General features: G+C 70.8%; 20 protein-coding genes, 3 tRNA genes and 2 pseudogenes. 16 read left to right on the top strand and 9 right to left on the bottom strand.

Translation table 11 applies throughout. The features are described 5' to 3' along the window. Positions 1–180 precede the first annotated feature (180 nt). The 7 genes from crtI to Pflav_RS34005 all read left to right on the top strand — a co-directional run bounded on the left by crtI (position 181) and on the right by Pflav_RS34005 (position 4,096). Complete coding sequence (crtI, locus tag Pflav_RS34035; RefSeq protein ID WP_173040844.1) at positions 181–1,674, top strand: phytoene desaturase family protein; 1,494 nt, start codon at positions 181–183, stop codon at positions 1,672–1,674. Next, entirely contained in the window at positions 1,671–2,222 is a 552-nt protein-coding gene (idi, locus tag Pflav_RS34030) for an isopentenyl-diphosphate Delta-isomerase (protein WP_173040843.1), read from the top strand. Before crtI ends, idi begins: the two co-directional genes overlap by 4 nt. Before the next feature lie 44 nt (positions 2,223–2,266). Further along, the gene (locus tag Pflav_RS34025) at positions 2,267–3,082 is read left to right on the top strand and encodes a polysaccharide deacetylase family protein (RefSeq protein WP_173040842.1); all 816 of its coding nucleotides are present in this window, start codon (positions 2,267–2,269) and stop codon (positions 3,080–3,082) included. A 172-nt stretch (positions 3,083–3,254) separates the two neighbouring features. After that, positions 3,255–3,327, top strand: a tRNA-Glu gene (locus tag Pflav_RS34020). A gap of 25 nt (positions 3,328–3,352) precedes the next feature. Further along, positions 3,353–3,426: transfer RNA gene (locus Pflav_RS34015), tRNA-Asp, on the top strand. A 23-nt stretch (positions 3,427–3,449) separates the two neighbouring features. Further along, positions 3,450–3,525 (top strand) — tRNA-Phe (locus Pflav_RS34010). A 94-nt stretch (positions 3,526–3,619) separates the two neighbouring features. Next, positions 3,620–4,096 (top strand): NUDIX hydrolase, encoded by a 477-nt coding sequence (locus tag Pflav_RS34005; RefSeq protein WP_173040841.1) that lies wholly within the window; start codon positions 3,620–3,622, stop codon positions 4,094–4,096. A gap of 284 nt (positions 4,097–4,380) precedes the next feature. Here the strand turns inward: Pflav_RS34005 and Pflav_RS34000 are convergent, their stop codons facing one another. After that, positions 4,381–4,770, bottom strand: coding sequence for a hypothetical protein (locus Pflav_RS34000; protein ID WP_173040840.1), 390 nt, complete (start codon positions 4,768–4,770; stop codon positions 4,381–4,383). A 177-nt stretch (positions 4,771–4,947) separates the two neighbouring features. Here Pflav_RS34000 and Pflav_RS33995 point away from each other — a divergent pair, with 177 nt between their 5' ends. The 3 genes from Pflav_RS33995 to Pflav_RS33985 all read left to right on the top strand — a co-directional run bounded on the left by Pflav_RS33995 (position 4,948) and on the right by Pflav_RS33985 (position 7,457). Further along, positions 4,948–6,291 carry an ABC transporter substrate-binding protein gene (locus Pflav_RS33995; RefSeq protein WP_173040839.1) on the top strand — a complete coding sequence of 448 codons (1,344 nt, stop codon included), beginning with the start codon at positions 4,948–4,950 and terminating at the stop codon, positions 6,289–6,291. 94 nt (positions 6,292–6,385) lie between these two features. Further along, positions 6,386–7,051, top strand: a complete 666-nt coding sequence (locus Pflav_RS33990; RefSeq protein ID WP_173040838.1) for a hypothetical protein — start codon at positions 6,386–6,388, stop codon at positions 7,049–7,051. A 157-nt stretch (positions 7,052–7,208) separates the two neighbouring features. Further along, the gene (locus Pflav_RS33985) at positions 7,209–7,457 is read left to right on the top strand and encodes a hypothetical protein (protein WP_173042792.1); all 249 of its coding nucleotides are present in this window, start codon (positions 7,209–7,211) and stop codon (positions 7,455–7,457) included. Between the two features lie 57 nt (positions 7,458–7,514). Here the strand turns inward: Pflav_RS33985 and Pflav_RS33980 are convergent, their stop codons facing one another. Beyond that, positions 7,515–8,846: a PrsW family intramembrane metalloprotease gene (locus tag Pflav_RS33980; RefSeq protein WP_232072221.1), complete on the bottom strand. Its 1,332-nt coding sequence runs from the start codon at positions 8,844–8,846 to the stop codon at positions 7,515–7,517. Beyond that, positions 8,843–9,400: a hypothetical protein gene (locus Pflav_RS33975; protein ID WP_173040837.1), complete on the bottom strand. Its 558-nt coding sequence runs from the start codon at positions 9,398–9,400 to the stop codon at positions 8,843–8,845. The genes Pflav_RS33980 and Pflav_RS33975 overlap by 4 nt, the downstream gene beginning before the upstream one ends. 230 nt (positions 9,401–9,630) lie before the next feature. Here Pflav_RS33975 and Pflav_RS33970 point away from each other — a divergent pair, with 230 nt between their 5' ends. The 4 genes from Pflav_RS33970 to Pflav_RS33955 are packed head-to-tail and all read left to right on the top strand — an operon-like array spanning position 9,631 to position 17,123. Further along, positions 9,631–12,738, top strand: a complete 3,108-nt coding sequence (locus Pflav_RS33970) for an FtsX-like permease family protein (RefSeq protein WP_232072219.1) — start codon at positions 9,631–9,633, stop codon at positions 12,736–12,738. Next, the gene (locus Pflav_RS33965) at positions 12,735–15,371 is read left to right on the top strand and encodes an ABC transporter permease (RefSeq protein WP_173040835.1); all 2,637 of its coding nucleotides are present in this window, start codon (positions 12,735–12,737) and stop codon (positions 15,369–15,371) included. The genes Pflav_RS33970 and Pflav_RS33965 overlap by 4 nt, the downstream gene beginning before the upstream one ends. Positions 15,372–15,429: 58 nt before the next feature. After that, entirely contained in the window at positions 15,430–16,383 is a 954-nt protein-coding gene (locus Pflav_RS33960; RefSeq protein WP_232072217.1) for an ABC transporter ATP-binding protein, read from the top strand. Next, positions 16,380–17,123, top strand: a complete 744-nt coding sequence (locus tag Pflav_RS33955) for an ABC transporter ATP-binding protein (RefSeq protein ID WP_173040833.1) — start codon at positions 16,380–16,382, stop codon at positions 17,121–17,123. The genes Pflav_RS33960 and Pflav_RS33955 overlap by 4 nt, the downstream gene beginning before the upstream one ends. Before the next feature lie 141 nt (positions 17,124–17,264). On the opposite strand, the gene Pflav_RS33950 is transcribed toward Pflav_RS33955, so the two are convergent. Both Pflav_RS33950 and Pflav_RS33945 read right to left on the bottom strand, forming a co-directional pair. After that, the gene (locus Pflav_RS33950) at positions 17,265–17,474 is read right to left on the bottom strand and encodes a BldC family transcriptional regulator (RefSeq protein WP_007073996.1); all 210 of its coding nucleotides are present in this window, start codon (positions 17,472–17,474) and stop codon (positions 17,265–17,267) included. Positions 17,475–17,730: 256 nt separating this feature from the next. Continuing rightward, positions 17,731–18,569: pseudogene (locus Pflav_RS33945) on the bottom strand (hypothetical protein). A gap of 170 nt (positions 18,570–18,739) precedes the next feature. Here Pflav_RS33945 and Pflav_RS33940 point away from each other — a divergent pair. Together Pflav_RS33940 and Pflav_RS33935 are read left to right on the top strand one after the other, a co-directional pair. Further along, positions 18,740–19,822 carry a Leu/Phe/Val dehydrogenase gene (locus Pflav_RS33940; protein ID WP_173040832.1) on the top strand — a complete coding sequence of 361 codons (1,083 nt, stop codon included), beginning with the start codon at positions 18,740–18,742 and terminating at the stop codon, positions 19,820–19,822. A gap of 215 nt (positions 19,823–20,037) precedes the next feature. Then, positions 20,038–20,250, top strand: coding sequence for a DUF3073 domain-containing protein (locus tag Pflav_RS33935; protein WP_173040831.1), 213 nt, complete (start codon positions 20,038–20,040; stop codon positions 20,248–20,250). Between the two features lie 140 nt (positions 20,251–20,390). Here the strand turns inward: Pflav_RS33935 and amcA are convergent, their stop codons facing one another. The 4 genes and pseudogenes from amcA to purF form a co-directional block, all read right to left on the bottom strand. Further along, positions 20,391–20,627 (bottom strand): multiple cyclophane-containing RiPP AmcA, encoded by a 237-nt coding sequence (gene amcA, locus Pflav_RS33930; RefSeq protein ID WP_173040830.1) that lies wholly within the window; start codon positions 20,625–20,627, stop codon positions 20,391–20,393. After that, entirely contained in the window at positions 20,596–21,702 is a 1,107-nt protein-coding gene (amcB, locus tag Pflav_RS33925; RefSeq protein ID WP_173042790.1) for a cyclophane-forming radical SAM peptide maturase AmcB, read from the bottom strand. The genes amcA and amcB overlap by 32 nt, the downstream gene beginning before the upstream one ends. A gap of 124 nt (positions 21,703–21,826) precedes the next feature. Then, positions 21,827–22,974: pseudogene (purM, locus tag Pflav_RS33920) on the bottom strand (phosphoribosylformylglycinamidine cyclo-ligase). Between the two features lie 69 nt (positions 22,975–23,043). After that, positions 23,044–24,624, bottom strand: coding sequence for an amidophosphoribosyltransferase (gene purF / locus Pflav_RS33915; protein ID WP_173040829.1), 1,581 nt, complete (start codon positions 24,622–24,624; stop codon positions 23,044–23,046). Between the last annotated feature and the right edge of the window lie 60 nt (positions 24,625–24,684).

The following is a 24,684-nucleotide window of genomic DNA, read 5'->3' as shown; positions in this document are numbered from 1 at the left end:
GTGAGTTCTTAACGCAGATCACGCAAGGATTCTCAATCGCATGGGCGAAAGTTCCAGAATGCGTAGATCATGTAGCCCAACACCTAGCGGCTACCGGGCTGCCACCAACGGGTGACTGAGATCGCCGGCGAGGGCTGGAAACGTACGGCATATGCGCAGGTAGTCGCTACGCTCGATCGCGTGCCGAGCGAGCGAAGAGTCAGCGGGCGGACCGACCGGGTCGTGGTGGTCGGCGCCGGCCTCGGCGGGCTCGCCTGCGCGCTCCACTTGGCTGGCGCGGGGCGTCAGGTCACCGTGCTCGAACGTGAAGCTGTACCGGGCGGGCGAGCCGGGCGGTTGAGCCTGGACGGGTATGAGTTCGACACCGGCCCGACCGTGCTGACCATGCCCGACCTGATCGCCGAGGCGCTGGACGCGGTGGGTGAGCGGCTGACCGACTGGCTGGAGCTGAGCCGGCTCGACCCCGCGTACCGGGCGCACTACCCAGACGGTTCCACGATGGATGTCATCACCGACCCGGACCGGATGGTGGCGGAGGTGGCCCGCGTCTGCGGGCCATCCGAAGCGGAGGGTTACCTGCGCTTCGTGGACTACGCAAAGCGGCTGTGGGAGCTGGAGCGCGCCGACTTCGTGGAGCGCAACCTCGACTCACCCGCCGACCTGCTCACCGCCAACCTGCTGCGGCTGCTGGGCATGGGCGCGTTCGGGCGGCTCCAGTCGAAGATCGACCAGTTCTTCGCCGACCCGCGTACCCGGCGGATCTTCTCGTTCCAGGCCATGTACGCCGGCCTCGCCCCGCGCGACGCGCTCGCGATCTACGCCGTCATCGCGTACCTCGACTCGGTCGCCGGCGTGTACTTCCCGCGCGGCGGTATCCACGCGGTCCCCAGGGCCCTCGCCGGCGCGGCGGAGAAGCACGGCGTCGAGATCCGGTACGGCACCACGGTCACCCGCGTGGAGACCTCCGCCGGCCGCGCGGTCGCCGTACGCACCGGGGCGGGCGAGCGCATCCCGGCCGACGTCGTGGTGCTCAACCCCGACGTGCCGGTCGCCCGCCGCGACCTGCTGCCGCCAGGGCGCCACCGCCCGCTGCGCTACTCGCCGTCGTGCGTGGTGCTCCACGTCGGATCCACCCAGGAGTACCGGCGGATGGCGCACCACAACCTCCACTTCGGACGTACGTGGCAAGCCGCGTTCGACGACGTGATCCGGCGCGGCCGGCTGATGTCCGACCCGTCACTCCTCGTGACCAACCCCAGCCGCACGGACCCGCTGCTCGCGCCGGACGGCCGCCACGCGTACTACGTGCTCGCCCCGGTGCCCAACCTCACCAGCGGCCGCCACCTGGACTGGCGCGGCGGTCTCGGCGAGCGGTACGCGGCGGAGCTGATCGAGGTGCTGGAGGCCCGCGGCTACACGGACTTCGGCGCGGGTGTGGAAGTGTCCCACGTGGTCACGCCGGCCGACTGGGCCGATCTGGGGATGGCGGCGGGCACCCCGTTCGCGGCCGCGCACAGCTTCTGGCAGACCGGCCCGTTCCGCCCGGGCAATCTGCACTCCACTCTGGAAAACGTCGTATTCGTCGGCTCGGGCACACAGCCCGGTGTGGGGGTACCCATGGTGCTCATTTCCGGCAAAATCGCCGCTCAGCGCGTCACCGGGCGTGCCGCATGACCCCGGACCGGGAGGCCCACCTCGTCGAGCTGGTGGACGGCGACGGGTACCCGGTGGGCCGGGCCACCGTCGACGCCGCACATCGTGCGCCAGGCATGCTGCACCGGGCGTTCTCGGTGCTGCTCGCCGACCCCGAGGGGCGCGTGCTGCTCCAGCGCCGCGCGGCCGTCAAGACCCGCTTCCCGCTGCGCTGGGGCAACGCCTGCTGCGGGCACCCTGCACCCGGGCAGCCGGTGGTGGAGGCGGCCAACGTGCGGCTCGGCGAGGAGCTCGGGATGACGCCGATGCCGCTGACCGAGCTAGGCGTGTACGTGTACCGCGCCGAGGACCCCGTTACCGCCCGTGTCGAGGTGGAGTACGACCACGTACTGCTCGGCCACATCGCCGCCGACCGCCCGATGAGCCCCGATCCCGCCGAGGTGGACGAGCTGCGATGGGTCGACCTCGACGAGTTGCGCGCTCGGCTCGACGCGCGGCCTGACGACTACGCTCCGTGGTTGTCGGGCGTGGTGGCAAAGCTGAACCTCGATTCTCAGCGGGCACTCTAGTAGGGTTTTGTCGCTCTGTTCCCGAACCGTCGGGAGTACTCGACGTGACTCAACGAGCCGCCATCGTCAGCGCGCTGGTCGTACTTGCGCTGCTGGTCGGTGGGCGATGGGCGCTTGGCCGCGGACCGGTCGACACGATCCTCGTGGAGCCTGGCCCCGGCATGCCGGCGGCCTCCGCATCCGCATCACCAGACGCCCCGCCACCGTCGCCGTCCAGCACGCCAGGACATAAGCCACCGCCGAAGTCACCCAAGCCGCCGAAGGGCACCGGCCCGATCGAGACGCGGCGGCTCACCGGCAGCAAGAAGATCGCCCTGACCTTCGACGACGGCCCGCACCCGGTGTGGACGCCCAAGGTGCTCGACCTGCTCCGCCAGACCGGCGTGAAGGCGACGTTCTGCCTGGTGGGCACCGAGGTCAAGCAGTACCCGGCGCTGGTCAAACGCATCGTGCGCGAGGGCCACACGCTGTGCAACCACACCTGGCACCACGAGCTCGACCTGGGCACCAAGCCCGAGGCCGAGATCCGCGCCAACCTGGAGGCCACCAACCGCGAGATCCGGCGCGCGGTGCCCGGCGCCAAAATCAAGTTCTTCCGTCACCCGGGCGGTATGTGGACGGCCGCCGCGGTCAAGGTCTCCCGCGACCTGGGCATGACCGCGCTCGGCTGGGACGTCGACCCCCTGGACTGGAAGAAGCCGACCGCCGACGCCATCCGTACCCGCGTCATCAACCAGGCCCGCCCGGGCTCGATCGTGCTGCTGCACGACGGCGGCGGCGACCGCGCCGCCACACTGGCCGCCTGCCCAGGCATCGTGAGTGAGCTGAAGCACAAGTACGGGATCGCCCTGCTCCGGTGACCCAGCCCAGCTGGCTCGGTGGCGCGGAGCTTGTAGGCATCTGCGGGGAATGCGACGCGCCAGGTATCGGTTTGGAGGGAAGGTCGCGCGTCGCGTATGCTTTCGAAGCCTCCGGCGGGGCCGGATGGGAGCAAAGCTGCCTGACTTGCGATGTGCAATGATGGCGAGGCCCGCCCTCATCGTCTAGTGGCCCAGGACGCCGCCCTTTCAAGGCGGTAGCACGGGTTCGAATCCCGTTGGGGGCACGGTCCGGCCCAGCCGGAGGAGCAAGGTCCTGTGGAGCAGTTGGAGTGCTCGCCGCCCTGTCAAGGCGGAGGTCGCGGGTTCAAGTCCCGTCAGGACCGCGGTTAAGATGAGCCGAGAGCCTGGCCAGGTAGCTCAGTTGGTACGAGCGTCCGACTGAAAATCGGAAGGTCGGCGGTTCGACCCCGCCCTGGCCACCAGCCCTTCGCCGGGCTATCAGAACGCCGACCAGTGGAAACGCGGGTCGGCGTTTTGCTTTCTCGTGTCAGGGATGCGTCAGGGATGATGTGAGGCATGCCGGGGCGCATCGACTACTTCGACGATCCAGCCGCGCCGCGGGCCAATACCGTGGTGCCGTCGGTCAACGTCGTTGTCGTCAACGGCGCTGGCGAGATCCTGTTGATCCGGCGGGCGGACAACGACAATTGGGCCTTGCCTGGCGGCGCGATGGATCTGGGCGAGTCGCTTCCGGCGGCCGCCGTCCGGGAGACGCTGGAGGAGACCGGGGTCCGGGTCGAGGTCACCGGGCTGGTCGGGATCTACACCGATCCGCGGCACGTCATCCACTACACCAGTGACGGCGAGGTGCGGCAGGAGTTCTCCGTGGTGTTCACGGCCCGGCCGCTGGGTGGCCAGCCCACCCCGAGCGACGAGTCCCGCGAGGTCCACTGGGTGCCGCCGGACGCGGTGGGCGCGCTCCAGATGCACCGCTCCATGCGCATGCGGATCGACCACTACCTGGCTGGCGACGCAAAGCCGTACCTCGGCTAGGCATCCAGCTCGGAGATGCGGCGCTTGAGGAAGCGGCGTTACAGCTCGGCGAGCAGGCGGCCCAGTCGGACTGCCTCACCCGCGGCAGGTGAGTACCCCTCATGAAGACCAGGTACACCGTGCTGAGCACCGGGTCGAGACGGGCTGTCAGGTCCTCTGGGGCTGGTACGGCGTACCCAATTTTGTTGGTCTTGATTTTGTCTTTTGGCCCGGACGGTGCCTGGCACGGTGTGCCGCACGAGACGCTCGCGCGGCTCCTGACCGGGGTATTTCCTGGCGGAAAGCTAAGCGGCGCGGCGGCGCAGGGTGGCGACGGCCGACCCCGCGAGGGTCAGAAGGCACTCGGGGAGTTGGCCGTCGGCCAGCGCGGCGCCGAAGAGGGCCTCGCCGGTCGAGGAGTCGGCGTTGGCGTACGCGCTGACGAACCGGGCCACCCAGCGGGCGTCGTAGCGGGCCTCGTCGATGCCGGGGAAGTCGAGCGTCCAGCGGCCCCGCTGCACGTTGTCGCCGACCATCGTGGCCGCTATGCACCACGCCACGTCATACGCCCCAGCCACGCCGGAGCGGTCGACCACCGCGTCGAACGTCCCGACAACTGCGTCACTGTCGCCGGCCAGCGCGCTGCGGAGCACCTGGGCGGCATCGTCCAACGCCTCGGGCGGAACATCCGTCACGAGGCGAAGGGTATGTCGCCGGGTCAAGGCTCGCTCGGTGAAGCCGCAACGTGGGCCAATGCAGCGCAAGTTACTCGCACGTACGAGAATGGCCAGCGACCACAGTCACACTGCGTACGGGTGGCACGCTAGTGTCCCCAGCGGACCCCGCCGACCCCCGGGGAGGGAGGACAAGCCATGTACCGCTCGCGCAGCGCTGCCATCGCCGCCTGCACCGCGTTCATGCTCGCCATCGCGGGCTGTGGAAGTACGGGCGACACGCCGGAGGACATCCCCGCCGGCCCCGTTCGCCTCTACGGGTCGGACGGCAATATGATCAACTCGTTCGGTGAGGCCTTCAAAGACCAGGCAGGGGTGCTTGCCGGGATGAAGGGCACGACGCCGCTGACCCCGCTCTCCGACGACTTCAAAGAGCGGCTGCGTTCGATCGACGCCAACCTCGGCGACTACATCTACTCCGGCGAGAGCTACGACGCCGTGGTGATCAGCGCGCTCGCCTCACAGCTCGCCGGCAGCACCGCGCCTAGTGAGATCGCAAAGTACATCAACGGCGTGACTACAGAGGGTGAGCGGTGCGACACCGCGAAGGACTGCCTGACCCTCGCCCGCGCCGGCAAGGACATCGAGTACCGCGGGGTCTCGCTCAAGCGTGGTGGCTTTACCGACGCGGGTGAGCCGTCCACCGCGAGCTACGCGACTCTCCACTTCGGCTCCAGCGACCGCCTCGACGACGGCAAGACGGAGTTCGTGGGCGCGGGCGACGAGTCGTCCACGACCACCAAGCCCGCACCGGCCGCGCGCCCTGCTGACGGCGGAGGCGACGCGCAGAGCGGCGCGCCGCTGAAGATCGGCGGGCTGCTGCCGCAGACCGGTGACCTGGCCCTGGCCAACCCGCCGTTGGCCGCCGGCACCGCCCTGGCCATCCGCGACATCAACGCCGCCGGCGGCGTCCTCGGCAAGCCGGTCGAGTGGATCGACGGCGACGACGGCACAAACCCGGAGAAGGCCAAGCAGACGGTCGCGTCGCACGTGAACGCCGGCGTGCACGTCATCATCGGCGCGGGCGCCTCGGGTATCTCCCGGGCCGTGCTGCCGGACGTGGTGAACGCCGGCCTGATCCTCTTCTCGCCCTGCAACACCGACGCGGGGCTGAGTGAGATCGACGACAAGGGGCTCTACTTCCGTACCGCCCCCTCCGACCTGCTCCAGGGCAAGGCGCTCGCCGACGTGATCCTGCGCGACGGTCCGCAGCACATCGCGATCGTTGCCCGTAAGGACTCGTACGGCCAGGGCCTCCAGGACAACGTCCGCGCCGAGCTGGAAAAGGCCGGCGTGAACGCCGCCAACATCAAGCTGCTGACCTATGACCCGCCGGAGGACCCGGCCGCCCCGCTCGACTTCAGCGGCGGAGCCAAGGAGATCAAAGACTTCAAGGCTGATGCGGTACTGGTGATCGGCTTTGGTGAGTCGGCGAACGTCATCAAGGCCCTCGTCGCGGCGGGTGTGGAGCTCCGCCACTAGTCGTCGGGGGTGGCACGTTTCCGGGATCCCTCGGGTGGTGTCCGGGCCGTACGGTTCCCTCATCACGGAAGCAATAACCGAAACGGAGCCCACGATGAGCGAGTTCGACGACCCGACCCTGACCGAAGACCCCGGTACCGGACACGAGGGCTTCGGCAACGCTGGCGACAGTGGACACGACCAGCCCGGCTACGACCAGCCCGGTCACGACCAGCCGCCGTACGGCCACGACCAGCCGCACTACGAGGAGCCGCACTACGGCCAGCCCGACTCGATCGTGCAGCACAACCCCGACGGTTCCACCGACACGGTGGTCGACCTCGACGGTGACGGCTACGCGGACGTCGTGAAGCACGACACGGACAGCGACGGGTACGCCGACACGACCTATGTGGACGCTAACCACGACGGTCGCCTCGACACGATCCTGAAGGACTACGACGACGACGGCGACCTCGACGCCGCGTTCGCCGACACCAACGCTGACGGCCGTGTCGACTACGCCGCCGCCGACCTGAACGACGACAACAAGGTCGACCACGTGACGCTGGACACCGACTACGACGGCAAGGCCGACACCTGGATCGCCGACGTCGACTACGACGGTCAGCCGGACGTGGCCTTCGTCGACACCAACCACGACGGCACCCCCGACGTGGCCGTGAGCGACGCGAACCACGACGGCACGCCGGAGCAGCAGACGGCCGCCCCGCAGACCGTCACCCCGCCGCCGCCCGTGAACCCGTACGCCGCGAGCTGATCGCCCTCCTGGCTGGCACAGACCGTCACCGACGCTTAGGGTGCCGTTGGACCTGGGACCAGACGACACCCTAAGCGAGGACGGCCATGAGCAAGCGAAGCAACAAGCCCAGGGCGCTTGGAGCTTCATGGCCACCCGCACCGAAGCGAGGACGGCCATGAGCGAATCGCAGGAAACGGTCGACACCAGGGGCGACGAGCGCGTCGACCTGTTGAAGATGGACACCAACAAGGACGGCAAGACCGACTTGTGGGCCGCCGACACCGATGGCGACGGCAAGACCGACCTCTACCAGTTCGACACCGACGGCGACGGCAAGGTGAACGTCACGATGTCCGATCTGGACGAGGACGGCACGCCGGACCAGGTGGTCGAGGGCGACGGCGGTCTCCCGCCGACCAGCTAGACCCGCACCGCGTACAGAGTCAGGGGCGTCCCAGGCCGGGGCGCCCCTGATGTGCGCTCAGAGGGACAGCGCCGCGCACGCCGCGGTGAGCAGCAGCAGCGTGACCGCCAGGATCATCATGCGCCGGCGCATCGAACCGCGCCGCTGGTCGACCGCCACCGCCTCCGGGTGGCCCAGCGACCGTAGCCGCGCCCGCTGCCGCAGTACCTCGTCCCGCCATTGGCCCAGCGCGGCCGGATCGTGCGTGGTCTGCGCCCGGCTCAACTCCAGCGCGAGGCTCGCCTGTGCCCGCTGTAGCCGCTGCACCGCCCGCCGCCCCATCACTCCCGCCCGCGCGTACGCGTACCGCCGCGCGTTGGCGCGCATGTGCCCCAAACCCAGCACGTGCAGCTCGGCGGGCGTGGCGATGTCCCGGTCGTCGAGCGCGGTGAGCTGCGCGATGTAGTAGTCCGCCTCACGGTGCCGCGCGCTGCGCACCAGCAGCAGGATCGCCAGCAACGGCGGGATGCCCTTCGCCAGCAACACCACGATCAGCAGGTACCCGTTGTCGCCGACCTCGACGGCCAGCAGCGGCGAGTTCCAGAGGAAGTGGCAGAACCACGCGCCGAACAAGCAGACCGCCGCGACGCCCAGCCGGAAGCGCAGCGTACGGTCGGTGCGCACCACGACCGACGCCACGCCGGCGCCGGCCAGCGCGCTGAAGAGCGTGTGGCTCCACAGGCCGGCGAGGAAGCCGCGCACGAAGAAGGTGGCCACGACCGGCCCGATGTCGTCGCCCCGGCCCGCCGCGGCGACCGCGTTCACCGCGTACACGACGTCTTCGACCACCTGGAAGCCGAGCCCGACAAGCGAGCCGTAGATGACGCCGTCGAGCACGCTGTTTATCTGCGCGCGGGCGATCAGCACGATCGCTACGACGCCGAGCGTCTTCACGATTTCTTCCACTGTGGGACCGGCGATGGCCGAGCCCCAGGCGGCGGCGAAGCCCGGGGAGTACCCCTTGGCGAGCATGTTCTGTATCGCGGTGCTGCCTGGCGCGGAGACGGTCGTGGCGACAAGCCCGCCCCAGCCGAACGCGATCACCAGCAGCAGCGGCGGCTCCCGCTCCAGGTAGTCGAGCGCGGAGACGAAGAGCCAGAAGGGCACCGCGTACACGGCGAAGAGCGCGAGCGCGGCGGTGGTCGCCACCGGGTACTCCGCGATCGAGTGCCGGATCAGCAGTACCGTGCGCGCGGCGCCCACCGCCATCATGAGCGCCACCAGCCAGAAGGCGGGCAGCAGCAGCGACTTGTGGCTCCGCGCCCAGGCGGGTGCGGGGTGTACGGGCGCGGTTCGGGCGCTCCGCGGCGGGACGCCGTGCCCGCCCGGGCAGCCGGCCGTCACTGTCACAGCCTCTCCTGGTACGTGATGGTCGCGATGCTCGCCTCGATCACCTGCTCGGTCTCGGCGAGCTCGGTCTCGGTGCCGCTGACCGTGACCTCGATGGAGACGTCCGGCGCGAGGAACACGGCGTACCGCCCCGCCCGGTCCGGTGTCGTGTACGCCCCCTCGTGGCCGACGAGTCCGGTGCCGGTGAGTGCCGGGAGGCCCGCGTCGAGCTGCCCGTCGGCGTTGATCACCTTGCGGCGCAACCTGTCGACCGCGCCTTCGAGTTCACCGTCGAAGGGGGCCACCACGATCACGTACCGCACCCGTCCGAGGACGAACAGCGCGGTGCCCTGGCGGGCGGTGGGTCGGGTACGGGTCACGTCGAGCGCGGCGCCGGCCGGGGGCACCACGGTCACCCCGGCGCCCACTTCGTACGGCTCGTGGGGCGGGACGGCCTGCTCGGCGGGGAGCGACCTGTCGATCGCGGGCAGGCCCACCGCGATGGCGACAAGCACAAGGAGGATGCACAGACTGGCGGCCGCGTTTTGGAGCAGCCGGACCCGCGCGACCCTCATGTAACGACGCTACCGGCCGCGAGGCAATCAGAGTGTAGGTTTCTCACTACTGTGTGGTACGCGCGGCGCGCCGAGGCGCGCAGATTACGTTCCGGTAACCGTGCCAACCTTCTCCGCACCCCGGGTCATCAAATCTCTCGTAGGCGGCGGAGAGACGGAGACGCATGAGGCTGGTGTTTCGTCGTGCCCGTGGAGTGAAGAGTCTCCTCCTCGCGGCGACAGGTGCGACCTTGATCGCGACCGTCTTACTCACCGGCCTGGCCGACTACAGCCGCGAGGTTGTCGACGCCGGTGCGCGCAGCGCCGTCGAGTCGGCGAGCCCCGAGGAGCGGTCGATCCTGGTGCAGGGGCCGGCCGGGGGCAGGGAGTTCGCCGCGCGGGATGCCGCGGTCCACGATCGCTACGCGGGCGGCTTCGCCGGGCGGGACGCGCACGTGTCCACCGCCGGGTACGCGGTCGGGCGTCAGCTCACCGGCGACGTCGGTGAGGCCCGCCCGGACAAGGACGGCGTGGTCTTCGCGTCGGTCTCGTTCCTCGAGGGCCTGCGGGAGCACGCCGAGCTGGTGAGCGGCACGTGGCCGGAGCCGGGCGCCACACCCGTGCGTACCGCCGTCGGCGAGGCGGCCGCCCGGACGTTGCACCTCGAGGTGGGCGAGCGGGTCGCCATCCACGACCGGCTGAGCCGCAAGTCCTCGGAGATCGAGGTTTCTGGCATCTGGCGGCCCCGCGACCCGAACGCACCGTACTGGCGCCTCGCCCAAGACGCCGTCGACGGCGCCGCGCCGCAGTCCTCTACTTATGGACCCTTCGTCGTCGACCGCGCCGACTTCCTCAGCGGCTTCGCGGCCAGCGCCTCGGCCGCCTGGCTGATCGAGCCGGACCTGGCCGGCGCCCCGCTCTCCGAGCTCGACGGGCTCGGCCAGGCCACCACCGCGGCGGTCGACTCGCTGGCCGACGACATCGGGCTGGGCTCGTCCGGCCTGGTCACCTCCCGACTGGACCAGCTCACCGGACGCCTGGAGCGGGCCGACCTGGTCGGCCGCTCGGCGCTCATCACGCCGATGCTGCTGATGGTGGTGCTCGGCGGATACGCGCTGGTGCTCGTCGCCGTACTGATGACCGAGCAGCGCCGCGGTGAGACGGCGCTGCTGCGGGCGCGCGGCGCGGCCCGGGCACAGCTCGCCGGCCTGGCCGCACGCGAGGCCGCGCTGGTCGTCCTCCCCGCGGCGGTGCTCGCACCGATATTGGCCAGCCAGATCCTCCGGTACGTCGACCGGGTGCCTATGCTCGCCGCCGGCGCCCTCCGGCTGACCCCGCGCTTCGACGCGCTGACCTGGGCGGTGGCGGGGCTGGCCGCGGCCGGGTGCGCACTGGCGATGCTCGGCCCGGCGCTGCGCCGCGGCGACACGTACGCGGCAGAGATGGCCAGCCGCTCCCGGCCGTCCCGCCGCGCCGCCGCCCAGCGGGCCAGCCTCGACATCGCGCTGGTGGGCCTTGCGGTGCTCGGCTGGTTCCAGCTGCGGCAGTACTCGTCCCCGCTTGCCGGTGGCAACCTCGGCATCGACCCACTGCTCGCGGCGAGCCCCACCCTCGGCGTGCTGGCCGGCGCGGCGATCGCGCTGCGTGCCCTGCCGCCGCTGACCCGGCTCGCCGAGCGGGCGGTCGACCGCAAGCCGTGGAACGCCACGATGTTCGGCATGTGGCAGGCCGGCCGGCGCCCGCAGGCCGGCCCGGTGCTCCTGCTCGCGCTCGCCGTCGCGGTCAGCACGCTCGCGTGGTGCCTGGCCGGCACCTCCGAGCGTTCCATAGTGGACCAGGCCGACCACCAGGTCGGCGCCGACCTGCGCCTGCTCGAGGGGACCCGGTTCGCGCCCGAGGGTCGGGCGGCCGAGGTCGCCGCGCTGCCGGGCGTGGAGACGGTACTGCCGGCCTGGCGGGACAGCCTAAGGCTGGGCGCAGAGGGCGAGAGCGCCTCGGTGATCTCGCTGGATGCGGCCCAGGCGAACGGTGTGGTGCGGCTCCGGGACGACCTCGCCGGCGGCTCCCCACAGGGCCTCTTCACAAAGCTGAGCGATGCGCGCGTCGAGGCGCCGGTGGTCGACCTGCCGCCCACGACCCAGCGGATCTCCGGCGCGGTGGAGACCGAGGTGGCCAGCTGGACTGACGAGTTCTTCTCGCCCCCCGAGCCACCGGTGCAGACCGACGCGGTCTTCGCGGTGGCGGGCGGGTACCGACGAGTGCCGCTCGGCCGCAGCAGCAACGGCCACCCACTGCGCTTCGCGGTCGACCTGCCGGCGGATCTCCAGCCGGTACGGCTGGCCGGTTTCCTAGTCAGCAGCGGCGGGCCAGCCGGTTTCCGGGTCAGCTGGCGGGTGCGGTCGCTGACGGCCGGGGACGCTCCGGTCGACCTGGGCGCTGCCGGGCCGTGGCAGGCACGCACCCGGGCCGGCGGCGAGGCCACCAGCGGCGCCGAGGCGACCGTCGACTACACCCTGCCGAACGCCGGCCTGTGGGGCTACTCGCAGCCGGTCACGCTTGTCGTAACCCGGGCCCGCAAGGCCGCACCGGTGCCGGTGGTGGCCACGCCGGCGGCGCTCTCCGCGCTGCGCATCGGCGACGGCGACGAGACCCGCATGTCGCTCGGGCAGGGCGAGGTCGGCGTCCGGATCGCCGGTTCGGTCTCGGCCGTTCCCGGCACGGAGGACGCCGCCGCGCTGCTCGCCGACCTACCTTCGCTGGCCGCGGAGGCCTTCTACGGGTACGGCGAGGTGCGCCAGCCGCAGGAGTGGTGGCTCGCGACCGGGCCTGATCCGCATGCGACGGCCACGGCCGCTGCCGCGCTCCCCGGCATCGAGGTGCTGGACCGGCGCGCCGCCGCGGAGGAGGCCGGCCGTGACCCGTACGGCGTGGGTGCCCGAGCCGCGCTCTTCGCCGCCGCCCTCGGCGCGGTACTCATCGCGGCGATGGGCATCGGCGTCGACATCCGGGCCACCGCCCGCCGCCGGATCGGCGAGCTGGCCGTGCTCCACACGCTCGGCGCGAGCCCGCGACTGCTCGGGCGCTCGCTGGTGGCCGAGCAGACATTCCTCGCCGGCGTGGGGGTACTCGTCGGGCTCGTGGTCGGCATCGGCGTGGCCGCGACAATGGCGCCGCTCGTCATCCTCACGCCCGCGGCCGGGCGCCCGGTGCCGGAGCCGCTGCTGACCGTCGTGTGGTCGCCAGTCGGCGCGACCGCTGGCGGCCTTCTGCTGCTCACGCTCGTGCTCAGCGCGTCGGTGGCCCTCGCCGCCCGACAACGGATGATCGCGGCCCAGCTACGGATCGGGGCGGACGCATGAGCGGCGTTCTCTGGCGGGTACGGGTTTTCGCCGGGCAGTTCGGGCTGCTCGCCGCTCTCGCCCTGGTCGCCGCCCTGCTGATCACGGCGGCGCCCCGGCTGGCCAACGACCTCAGCGACCGTGCGCTGCACGAGGACGTGGCCCGCCTGCCGTACTCGGGCCGGGACATCACGCTCCAGCAGCGTCCCGAAACGCTCGACGCCGACCCCACGCTGAGCGGCGCGGTGGACGCGATTCCGGCGCACCGGGACCGGCTGCCCGCGCCGCTGCCCGGCCTGGTCAGCGACGGATGGTTCACCGCCGGGCTGGAGGGGATCACGTTTCCGCCGTCCGGCCCGCGTACCTTCCTGGGCCTGCGCACCCAGGCCGGGATGGCCGAGCGGGTACGCCTCACGAGCGGCCGCTGGCCGGCGAACAGCGCGGGCGTCACGATCGTCGAGGTGGCCCTGTCCACGCCGGTGGCCGAGCAGCTCGGCGCGCAGGTGGGCACCGTCCTGGAGGTCACCCCGAACCAGCAGACGGGCCCGGAGGGCGGCCTGGTGCGGTTCGCCGTCGTGGGCGTCTTCGAGCCGGAGGACGCCACCGCCCTCCCCTGGGACACGATCCGCCTCACGTTCGTGCCGTTCCCGGGCTTGCCAGGCATACCGGATGCCCCGGCGGCCGCGCAGGCGGTGACCGACGGCGCCGGCCTCGGCGTGGCAGCCCCCAGGCTGGGCTCGCCCGTCCTCTCGTGGCGCTACCGGATCGACGAAAACCGCATCGACGGCGCCCTGCTCCCGTCGGTGACGACCGCGCTCAGCGAGGTCAAGCGCACCCCGCCCGCGCCGGGTATGACAGCCTCGGCCGGCCTCGATGCCACGCTCGTCCAGTTCGACGGGCAGCTACGGGCGGTCTCGGCGCTGCTGGCGGTCGTGCAGGCCGGGCTTGTCGCCACGCTCCTCGGGCTGATCGCGCTCGCCGCCACGCTGGCGGTGGAGCGGCGGCGGGAGGAGTTCGCGCTACTGCGGGCGCGGGGTGGCACGATCGCGGCGATCGGCGGGCGGACGCTGGCCGAGTCGCTGGTGGTACTCCCGCTGGCCACGGCCGCGGGCTGGCTCGCCGGTAGCTACGTACCCGGCCGTCCGGCCGCCACCGGCTGGCTGGTCGTGGGCGCGGGCTCGGTGGCCACGCTGGCGATCCCGGTGCTCGCGGCGCTTAGCCAGCGACGGCTGTCGTTCACCGCACGGCGCCAGGATCTCGTGCGGCACCGGCCCTCGGTACGCCGGCTCACCGCGGAACTGTTCTTCCTGCTGGTCGCCGTCCTCGGCGCGTACCTGCTGCGGCGGCGCGGGCTCAGCCCCGACGGGAGCGTCGACCCGTACCTCGCCTCGGTGCCGGTGCTGCTCGCCGTCGGCGCGGCGATCGTCGCCCTGCGGGTCTTCCCGTGGCCGCTGGGCCAGCTTGGCAAGCTCGCCGCCCGGGCCCGCGGCGCGGTCGCCTTCCTGGGCCTGGCCCGCGCCGGTCGCGGCGCTCCGGTCACGATCGGCCCGCTGGCGGTACTTGTGGTCGCGATCGCCACCGGAATCTTCAGTGGTGTGGTCATGTCCTCGATCGGCGAGGCCCGGGACCGCGCCACGGACCTGGAGATCCCGGCCGACGCTCAGGTGTCCGGGTACGCCTTCCCGTCGGAGACCACCGACCGGGTCGCCGCCGTGCCCGGTGTGACCGCCGTGGCGCCGGTGACCATCGACCCCGCGAGCTCGTACCGGACCGAGGACGGCGCGACCAGCACGGTGCAGGTAGCCCTTGTGGACGCCGCTGCCCTCGCCCGGGTGATCGCGGACAGCGGTGTGGGGGTCTCGCCACCGCCCGCGCTGGTCGACGCCCGACCCGGCGGTGGCACCGTACCCGCGCTGGTCTCTCCCGAAGTGGCCGCAGAGGCGGGCGCCGGCGGCGTGGCGACAATCCGCGGCCACCTGTACGACTTCACCGTCGCGGCGGTGGCAGACGCGTTCCCGGGCGTGCCCGCGGCGTCCGGGCGGTTCATCGTGCTGCCGCGACAGGCGCTGCCCGACCCCGCGGTGATCGCGCCGGACCTGTTCCTGATCGCGGGCGACGCGAGCGCGGAGGCGCTGCGCGCGGCGAGCGCGCCGGAGGCGGCCGAGGGGGTCACGGTCACCACCTGGGCCGACCGTCGCCAGGCCCTCGACGAGACTGGCGCCAACGAGGTGCTCAGCTTCACATTCACCACCGGGGCTGTCGGCGCCACCACGCTGGCGCTGCTCGCGGTCGGGTTCACCGTGCTGGCCGGCGCCCGGATACGTGGCCAGGTGCTCTCCCGCCTCCGCACGCTCGGCCTCTCCGGCAGCCAGGGCCGCGGCCTGCTCGTGTACGAGCTGGTGCCCCTGGTCACCATCGCCGTGCTGGCTGGCGGCCTGGTGGGGGTGTTCCTCCCCCGGGTCATCGCGCCGGCGCTGGGCCTGTCGAACTTCACCAGCGGCGCGGCCGTGCGTACCGCGCTCGATCCGCTCCTGGTCGGCGCGGTGCTGGTGCTCGTGGTGGCCGCCCTGGCCGCCGCGGTGGTCGTCGAGAATGTCGTCAACCGGCGGATGCGCCTCGGCGAGGTGCTACGCGTGGGAGAGGAGGGCTCATGAAAGAGCGGCGGAGGCGGCCTCCTCGGGCCGATGCGGAGCGAGTGACCGGAGGGACACGGTGACGGCCACGACCGATACGCCCAGCCTGGCAGAGCTACAGCAGCGGGCGGCCGAGCGGGCCGCGGCGCGGGCGGGTGGCACCGACCGGCTGCGCGGCCACATAGTCTGCGACGGCCTGGTGCGCATCTTCAAGACCGACGGCGTCGAGGTCGTCGCGCTCCAGGGGCTCGACCTCGTGGTCGACCGCGGCGAGCTGCTCGCGATCGTGGGCGCCTCCGGATCGGGCAAGTCGACCCTGCTCAACATCCTCTCCGGCCTCGACGTGCCTACCGCCGGGATCGCCCGAGTGGCCGGCGTCGACCTGCTCACGATGTCGGCGAAGCGGCGGCTGCGCTACCGGCGGCACATGGTCGGCTTCGTGTGGCAGCAGACCGCGCGCAACCTGCTCCCGTATCTGAGCGCGAAAGAAAACGTCGAGCTGCCCATGCGCCTGGCCCGCCGCCGTGCCGGCACGCGCCCGCTGGAGCTGCTGGAGATGGTCGGCGTCGCGCACTGCGCGGATCGCCGGCCGGCTCAGATGAGCGGTGGCGAGCAGCAGCGGTGCGCGGTGGCCGTGGCGGTCGCCAACGACCCGGAGGTGCTCTTCGCCGACGAGCCCACTGGCGAGCTCGACGAGGCCACCGCCGGGGAGGTCTTCGGCGCGCTCCGCACCATCAACGCGGAGCTGGGCGTCACGATCGTCGTGGTCACCCACGACGCGCAGGTGGCGGCCCAGGTCCGCCGCACGGTCGCGATCCGCGACGGGCGGACCGCCTCGGAGGTACGCCGCTCGGCGCGGGTGGCTGACGACGGCTCGCACGAGCTGGTGACCGAGGAGTACGCACTGCTCGACCGGGCCGGCCGCATGCAGCTGCCGGCCGCCTTCGTCGACGCGCTGGCGCTGCGCGAGCGGGTCAAGCTGAATCTCGAACCCGACCACGTCGAGGTCCGCCGCGGGGATGGTGAAGGATGAACTTTTTTCAACCTGGATCGCGCGATGCCTCCGCTCCCACCTTTAACGGTTCACTGATCGTCCAGGTAGAGGGCGTGAGCCGCGACTACGGCAGCGGCGGCCGGGTGGTGCACGCCGTACGCGACGTGAGCTTCACGGCCGGCAAGGGCGAGCTGGTGGCGATCCGGGGCCGCTCCGGCGCCGGCAAGACCACGCTGCTCAACCTCATCGGCGGGCTGGACCGCCCGACCTCCGGCACCGTGCACGTGGCGGGGCACGACGTCACGGCGGCCGGCGAGCAGGAGCTGCTGTTGTTGCGGCGCGGCACGATCGGGTTCGTTTTCCAGTCGTTCGGCCTTATACCTATCCTCTCCGCGGCGGAAAACGTTGGTGTACCGCTGCGGCTGGCCAAGGTGCCGCCGGCCGAGCGCGAGGAGCGGGTGGCGATGCTGCTGGAGATGGTGGGGCTGGGAGCGCACGCGGCGCAGCGGCCGTACGAGCTGTCCGGCGGCCAGCAGCAGCGCGTGGCGGTCGCCCGGGCGCTGGCCAACGATCCCCAGCTGCTCATCGCCGACGAGCCCACCGGACAGCTCGACTCGGAGACCGGACGGTCCATTATGGACCTGCTTCGGGCGCTGGTCCGGGCGCGCGGCATGACCGCCCTGGTGGCCACCCACGATGCCAGCCTCATCGACATGGCCGATCGCGTGCTCATGCTCCGCGACGGCGCCCTGGCCAGCCCAGATCCCGCATTGGCCTAGGGCCTATCTGGTGGGTCTTGTGGGGCTGCGGCCCACAAAGACCCACCAGATAGGCCCTAGTTCCCACAAAAGTCGAGGGGCGGGACACCTGTGTGGTGTCCCGCCCCTCGCACAAAAGGCTTCGACTGGGAGAGCGGTCCGTCAGTCCCCCTGGCGCTGCTGGGGAATCTGCCCCTGCAGCAGGGCGCGAACCTCTGACTCGCGGTAACGCCGGTGGCCACCCAGAGTCCGGATCGCACTGAGCTTTCCCGCCTTCGCCCACCGGGTCACGGTCTTCGGGTCAACACGGAACATCGACGCCACCTCGGCCGGCGTGAGTAGCGGCTCTGGTTCATGCGTACGCGATGCCATCGGTCACTCCTCCACATACCTATAGACATCGGCCGGGGTCCCGCCGGCCGACGCGTCTCCCATGGTCCGGCTAGTCCCCGATGTCCGACATGGGCCGAACGGCCTAACGTCCCTGGATGGACGGATGAGCAATGACCGATTTATGGTGATTTTATACGCCAGAAACCGTCTTTAGTGGACGCTCTGTCACCCTTCGTGACTAGCCAACTACCTGCGTCCGGCCTCTGGGAGCGCGCCCACTGGGCTGAAATCGGCCTTAATTGCACCGTTCCAGTAACTGTACTGCGCGCCACCTTGACACCAGCTTTTCGTAGGCCTCGGTCGCTGCGTCAGCGTCCCCGCGAGAGAGTCCAGCCAACCCTGCGGCGACAAGTTTGGGCGAATCGTCCGCTTCCAGCACCTCGTCCGACAGAAGGTCGACAAGACCGCCGTAGTCGAGCTCCACCACGGACCGAGGGTGGAACTCTTCCAACCAACGCGCGCCTTCCTCCACCGCCTCGGTGATCGGTGCGTCCCCCACCGACTTGCGGAGCACAGATACACCCCGGTGCGCCCGCCGCCGCGCCTTGGAGATCTCGGTGCGGTAGCGCAACGCCCGCCGCCCACGCCGCGTAACAAGCTCGCGCTCCTCCGCGTCGACGAAGACGAACCACCGCAGCGGCACGCCCCACGTCGCGATCTGCTCGTGCACCCGCGGCACCCCGTGCTCAAGCACCCGAGCGCCGCTGCGCCAGTCTTCGACGATCGCCTTCGCCTGGCCCGCGAGGATCGGCGGCACGAACGCGTCGGCCAGCACCGAGGGCACCCCGTCCCGGGCGCTCAGCGCCGCCTCAGCGACCCGGACGCGCAGATTCCAGGGACAGACCAGCAACGTGTCGTCGGCCTCCAGGACGTACGCCTCATCGGGCAGGTCGGGCAGCCGGGTCCAGCCGGCGCCGAGCGCCTCGAGGACCGCGGTGCGCTGGCGGCCCGGCCCTCGAGGGGCGCCACCGCGCGACCCTCCCGGACGTACCGCCGCCAGAACATCTGACGATCGCGGTCGAAGGCGGTCAACGGCTCATAGACCCGCAAATACGAAGCGAACAGCGACGGCACGGCGCGATCCTCCCACGAAAAAGTACGCCGACAACGTTGCCGTCACCAATCTGGCGGTACCGCCACACCGGGGCACCCGCATTAGGCTCAGCTCAGGCCGGCGACCCCCTGCCGGTCGTTCAAGTCGCCCGTACCCCAAAAGGGTCACAACGACTGCCCGGAGGCAACCCATGCACGTGTTCACCAGCACCGAAGGCCAGGACTCCGCCGCTCACGAACAGGTCGTCTTCTGCCAGGACCAGAAGAGCGGCCTGAAGGCGATCATCGGCATCTACTCGACCGCGCTCGGCCCCGCGCTCGGCGGCACCCGCTTCTACCCGTACGCGAGCGAAGAGGACGCCCTCCGCGACGTGCTCGACCTCTCCCGCGGTATGGCGTACAAGAACGCGCTCGCCGGGCTCGACCACGGCGGCGGCAAGGCGGTCATCTGGGGCGACCCGGAGCACATCAAGACCGAGCCACTCCTGCGGGCGTATGGCCGCTTCGTGCAGTCCCTCAGCGGCCGCTACTACACCGCCTGCGACGTCGGTACGTACGTGGCGGACATGGACGTGGTGGCCCGCGAGACCCGCTACGTGACCGGCCGCAGCGCCGAGCACGGCGGCGCCGGCGACTCCTCGATCCTCACCGCCTGGGGCGTCTTCCAGGGCATGCGCGCGGCCGCCGAGCACACCTGGGGCGCGCCCACGCTCGCCGGGCGCCGCGTCGGCGTCGCCGGGCTGGGCAAGGTGGGCAGGGTGCTCGTGCGCCACCTGCTCGACGATGGCGCCAAGGTGGTCGCCACGGACGTCAACGAGGCGGCTGTCGCGTTTGTGCGTCAGCTGCACCCCCGGGTCGACATCGTCGCCGACACGACCGAGCTGATCACCTCCGACATCGACGTGTATGCGCCGTGTGCGCTGGGCGGTGCCCTCGACGACGACACGGTGCCGATCCTGCGCGCGAAGGTGGTCGCCGGCGCGGCCAACAACCAGCTCGCCCACCCCGGGATCGAAAAGCTGCTCGCCGACCGTGGCGTGCTGTACGCGCCTGACTACGTTGTCAACGCGGGCGGCGTGATCCAGGTGGCGGACGAGATCGAGGGCTTCAACTTCGAGCGGGCGAAGCTGCGGGCCAGCCGGATCTACGAGACCACGAGGGACATCCTGCGGCTCGCCGACGCCGACGGGGTACCGCCCGCCGTAGCCGCGGACCACCTGGCTGAGCGGCGGATGGCGGAGGTCGGCCGACTGCGTTCGATCCACCTCAGCTGATCGACGCTGACGGGTCATGACCGATTCCGCAAAACGACCCTTACCCACCGGAGAGACCGGATCCGGGCGATCTCACGCGACGCGCGGGGGTGGCGCGGGTAACCCGAGGTGCCGAACCGTGGCATCCCCATGTACCGTAAGAGCCACGAGAGATGCCTGACGTCATCGGGGCCCGCCTTTGGGCTGCCCCGAATTCTGTGCGAGGGGGTCGAGCCATGGGGCGCGGCCGTGCTAAGGCCAAGCAGACAAAGGTGGCCCGGGAGTTGAAGTACCACTCCCCGAACACCGACCTCGCCGCCTTGCAGCGAGAACTCTCCGGCAGCGGCAAGTCGGACCACGTCATCGACGACGAGTACAAGGAATACGTCGATGATGACGAGGACGACGACGCAGACGATCCGGACGACTGGGCGCCACGCGCCCGTTGACCGGTAGTCACACTTGAGCACGCGGCTGTCACCGCGTGCTCATGCGTGCCCGCGCCACGTCACCCGCCTAACGCGATCAGGGCACCCCGCTTTCTCGTCGGGGTGCCCTGGGAGCCAGTCCGGTGGGGGGCCTCAGCTTCTCAACGGGGACGGTTGTTCCAGTTGTAGAACGTGGGGATGTTCTCGAAGTGGTTCCAGGCGCAGACCGCGCCGGAGTCAGTGGGGGCGGCCTCGGCGCGCTGTCGGCGTGCCTCTTCGGCCTCGCTGAGCAGGGCGGTCAGCCCGGCACGGGCGGCGTGCACCCGAGAAGCCACCGGGTCGGCGCCCGCCTGTTCGAGAGCAGCGTCAGGCTGCCGGTGGCGCGTGGTCTCGGGCATGGTCCAACACTCCCTCTAGTAGATGGATCTTGCTGTTGCGGCAGTGATCGGTCTCCGTGCCGTCGAAACGCCCATGCTCGAAGTACCTGTTGGCGGCGTGCGCACCGCCGCAGAAGCCGAAGTAGGGACAGGTGGCCCGGCACGCTTCCACGCCGGCGAGGAACTCGGCCACCCACGGGGTACCCAAGGCCGCACCGGCGATGATGTCAGGCAGCGGGCTGGTCAGAACGTTGCCGCTGGTGAAGTCCGCGTACCGGGGGTCGGTGAACCCTGCCAGCTCCGGGGAGAGCAGAACGACCGAGCCGTCGTACCCGATCGTGGGAATGGGATCGAGCTGTTTGGGCAGTACATCGTCGGCGGTACCGTCGAGGACCGCGGCCGCGTACCGCAGGGACCACTCCACCTCGCGTACGTGGATGCGCGGGTCGCGGCGCCACGCGCCCACGAGTTCGGACCAGAAGCCGGCGACCGCTGCCGGGTCCCGCGCGTTGGAGCGGGCGTTGACCCCCTCCAGCTCCTCGATGTTGATGCCGAGCACGTCGCAGCCGAGGTCGAGGAAGTACTCGTACAGCTCAGTGGCGAGCCCGGGCTCCGGCTGCGCCACGACACAGAGGGCCGAGAAGCCGATGCCGTGGCGCCGGAGCGCCTCGACGCCACGCATCACGCTGTCGTACGACGGGCGCCCACCGCGGGTGACCCGCTCGGCGTTGCGGTCGCGGGGGCCGTCGACACTCACGCTGACCCGGACCTCGTGAGTAGCGAAGAACTCGCACCACCGGTCGTCGATCAGCGTGGCGTTGGTCTGTACGTGGTGCTCGACGCCGCGGTCGAACGGCGCCAGCAGCGCCGCGAAGTGCTCCCGCCCGGCAGCGAGCGGCTCACCGCCGTGCCATACCACCGAGAAGCGGCGACTTGCGGCCCACCCATTCACCGCGCCGGCGACCGCCGACGCGACCTCCGCCGGCATCTTGCGGTCGTCTGAGCGGAACGGGAGATAGCAGTACGCGCAGTCGAGGTTGCACAGCGTCGTGGGCTGCATGACGACGTACGTCGGCACCGGGGCGATGCCATGCATCCCGCTGAACGCCTGATGATGGCCCGCCAACGTGAAACTCCTCCACCGCCGCCCCCGTCGATCTAGAATATATCCGCGCCAGTGAATCCACCCGGGCAGATTTTTCCAGATCAGCGACGGAGAGCTAGCCGCGCGTGTGCTGGCCGATCATCTGCACCATCCCGGTGCCCTCGATGACCTCACCGGCCTGCCAGGCGGCGATGCCACGGCCGGCGAGGAACGCCAACGCCCGGTCGGCGTCGTCAGCCGAGACGATCGCGAACATGCCGACGCCCATGTTGAACGTCGACTCCATCTCGGGGTCGTCGATCCGCCCCTTGGCCTGCACCAACTCGAAAATCGGCTGCGGCTTCCAGGTGGAGCGGTTGACCACTGCGTCGACGTGCTCGGGCAGGATGCGCACCAGGTTGCCCGGGATGCCGCCGCCGGTCACGTGGGCGAGCGCGCGCACCTCGCACTCCTCGATCAGCTTCAGGCAGTCGCGCGCGTAGATCTTGGTCGGCGTGAGCAGCTCCTCGCCGAGGGTGCGCTGCCGGCCGAAGTCTTCCACCACCGTGTCCAGGCGCATGCGGCCGGCGCCGAGCAGCACGTGCCGCACCAGCGAGAAGCCGTTGGAGTGCAGGCCGGAGGAGCCCATCGCGATCACCACGTCGCCGACCTCGACCCGGTCGCGGCTCAGGATCTCGCTCTCCTCGACCACGCCGACGCCAGTGGCGGACAGGTCGTACTCATCCGGGCGCAGCACGCCGGGGTGCTCGGCCGTCTCGCCGCCGAGGAGCGCGCAGCCCGCGTACCGGCAGCCGTCGGCGATGCCCGCACCGATCTCGGCCACCTTGTCCGGCACGACCTCGCCGCAGGCAATGTAGTCGAGCAGGAACAGCGGCTCCGCCCGCACGCCACCAGGTCGTCGACGACCATCGCGACGAGGTCGATACCGACCGTGTCGTGGATGTCGAGCTGCTGCGCGATCACCAGCTTGGTGCCCACGCCGTCGGTGGACGAGGCGAGGATCGGGTTCTTGTACTTCTTGACGTCGAGGCGGAAGAGCCCGGCGAAACCGCCGAGATCACCCATGACCTCCGGCCGCAGCGTCCGATGCACCTTGGACTTCAGCAGCTCGACCGCCCGCTCTCCGGCGTGGATCGACACCCCGGCGTCCGCGTACGTCACAGTGCGCTTGCGGCCGGACCGGCTGGACCCCGCGCTCCACGGCTGACGGCTGCCTCCGCCACCGTTGGCGCCCGCACTGCTGCGCTCGGTCACGTGCGTCACGGTTCTCCCCTTTGTGCATTCGCGGCAAGGCCGCGTTGGGTAGCGATCGAGGATCTCTCGACGAACTGGCTACGGGCGGTGCAGCGCGTCCCCGCCGCCAGGACTGGCGACCAGTGGATGTGCGCCAGGCGCGGAGCGCTCGACCCCGGCCTCGTGGTCATGCGGCGCCCCCACGGTGCCGCCATCGGCGCCGACACGCTTGTCGACGCCTTCTAGCACGTGTTTTCCGATCAGGTTGCCGGCGGGCAGCTCGATCGGGTACTCGCCATCGAAGCAGGCGCGGCACAGTCGCGTCTTCGGCTGCTCGGTGGCGGCGATGAGGCCGGCGAGCGACACGTAGCCGAGCGTGTCGGCGCCGATCGAGCGGCGGATGCCCTCGATGTCCAGACCATTGGCAAGCAGCTCGGCCCGGGTGGCGAAGTCGATGCCGTAGAAGCACGGCCAGGTGACCGGCGGGGAGGAGATGCGCACGTGCACCTCCAGCGCGCCGGCCTCGCGCAGCATCCGCACGATCGCCCGCTGGGTGTTACCGCGAACGATCGAGTCGTCGACGACCACGAGCCGCTTGCCGCGGACGTTTTCCCGGAGCGGGTTGAGCTTGAGCCGGATACCCAGCTGGCGAAGGGTCTGCGACGGCTGGATGAAGGTGCGACCCACATACGAGTTCTTCATCAGGCCGGCGCCGTAGGTGATGCCGGAGCCCTCCGCGTAGCCGATCGCGGCGGGCGTGCCCGACTCCGGCACCGGGATCACGAGGTCGGCGTCGACCGGGTGCTCCTTGGCGAGCTGCCGGCCGATCTGCACCCGGGCCGCGTGGATGTTGCGGCCGGCGATCGTGGTGTCCGGGCGGGCTATATAGACGTACTCGAAGAGGCAACCCTTGGGCTCGGGTGCGGCGAAGCGGGCCGAGCGCAAGCCGTGCTCGTCGACCGCGATCAGCTCTCCCGGCTCCACCTCGCGGACGAAGCTGGCCCCGACGATGTCCAGCGCCGCGGTCTCGCTGGCGACCACCCAGCCACGCTCCATCCGGCCCAGCACGAGGGGACGCACGCCGTGCGCGTCGCGCGCGGCGTAAAGCGTGGTCTCGTCCATGAAGACAAAGCTGAACGCGCCGCGGAGGGTGGGCAGGACCTCCAGCGCGGCCGCCTCGACGGAGAGGTCGGGGCGGCTGGCCAGCAGCATGGTCACCAGCGGGGTGTCCGAGGTGGCGCCGTCGGAGTTGAGCCCGCGCGAGGTCGCCTCGCGCGCGAGCTCAGCGGTGTTGACCAGGTTGCCGTTGTGCGCCAGTGCGATCGTGGTGCCGGCTGGCGTCGCGCGAATCGTGGGCTGCGCGTTTTCCCACGTCGAGCCGCCGGTCGTGGAGTAGCGCGCGTGCCCGATCGCGAGGTGGCCGCGGAGGCTGGCCAGCGTGGGCTCGTCGAAGACCTGTGCGACCAGGCCCAAATCCTTGTAGACCACAACGCCGGAGCCGTCGCTGACGGCGATGCCCGCGGCCTCCTGGCCACGGTGCTGCAACGCATACAGGCCGAAGTAAGTGAGCTTTGCCACCTCTTCCCCCGGCGCCCAGACACCGAACACGCCGCAAGCATCTTGCGGGCCGGGCCGTTGGGGGTCGAGGTCGTGGCTCAACCGGCCGTCGCCTCGGGGCACCTGCCGCTCCTCAGTGCTGATCCGGGACTTCCTGTCGCCACAGTGTACGCGAGGCAAGGC

This window comes from Phytohabitans flavus, from assembly GCF_011764545.1.
GTDB lineage: Bacteria > Actinomycetota > Actinomycetes > Mycobacteriales > Micromonosporaceae > Phytohabitans > Phytohabitans flavus.
The sequence above is the reverse complement of the archived record's forward strand: the minus strand, read 5'-3'. Positions and strand labels throughout refer to the sequence as shown.

Coding starts and splice junctions, on each gene's coding strand:
- Pflav_RS33950 (WP_007073996.1), bottom strand. CDS start 17,474: ATGGCATCGCGTACGCATGAACCAGAGCCGCTACTCACGCCGGCCGAG.
- Pflav_RS33935 (WP_173040831.1), top strand. CDS start 20,038: ATGGGGCGCGGCCGTGCTAAGGCCAAGCAGACAAAGGTGGCCCGGGAG.
- Pflav_RS33940 (WP_173040832.1), top strand. CDS start 18,740: ATGCACGTGTTCACCAGCACCGAAGGCCAGGACTCCGCCGCTCACGAA.
- Pflav_RS34005 (WP_173040841.1), top strand. CDS start 3,620: ATGCCGGGGCGCATCGACTACTTCGACGATCCAGCCGCGCCGCGGGCC.
- Pflav_RS33995 (WP_173040839.1), top strand. CDS start 4,948: ATGTACCGCTCGCGCAGCGCTGCCATCGCCGCCTGCACCGCGTTCATG.
- Pflav_RS33990 (WP_173040838.1), top strand. CDS start 6,386: ATGAGCGAGTTCGACGACCCGACCCTGACCGAAGACCCCGGTACCGGA.
- idi (WP_173040843.1), top strand. CDS start 1,671: ATGACCCCGGACCGGGAGGCCCACCTCGTCGAGCTGGTGGACGGCGAC.
- amcB (WP_173042790.1), bottom strand. CDS start 21,702: ATGCATGGCATCGCCCCGGTGCCGACGTACGTCGTCATGCAGCCCACG.
- Pflav_RS33965 (WP_173040835.1), top strand. CDS start 12,735: ATGAGCGGCGTTCTCTGGCGGGTACGGGTTTTCGCCGGGCAGTTCGGG.
- amcA (WP_173040830.1), bottom strand. CDS start 20,627: ATGCCCGAGACCACGCGCCACCGGCAGCCTGACGCTGCTCTCGAACAG.
- Pflav_RS33975 (WP_173040837.1), bottom strand. CDS start 9,400: ATGAGGGTCGCGCGGGTCCGGCTGCTCCAAAACGCGGCCGCCAGTCTG.
- Pflav_RS33955 (WP_173040833.1), top strand. CDS start 16,380: ATGAACTTTTTTCAACCTGGATCGCGCGATGCCTCCGCTCCCACCTTT.
- Pflav_RS33985 (WP_173042792.1), top strand. CDS start 7,209: ATGAGCGAATCGCAGGAAACGGTCGACACCAGGGGCGACGAGCGCGTC.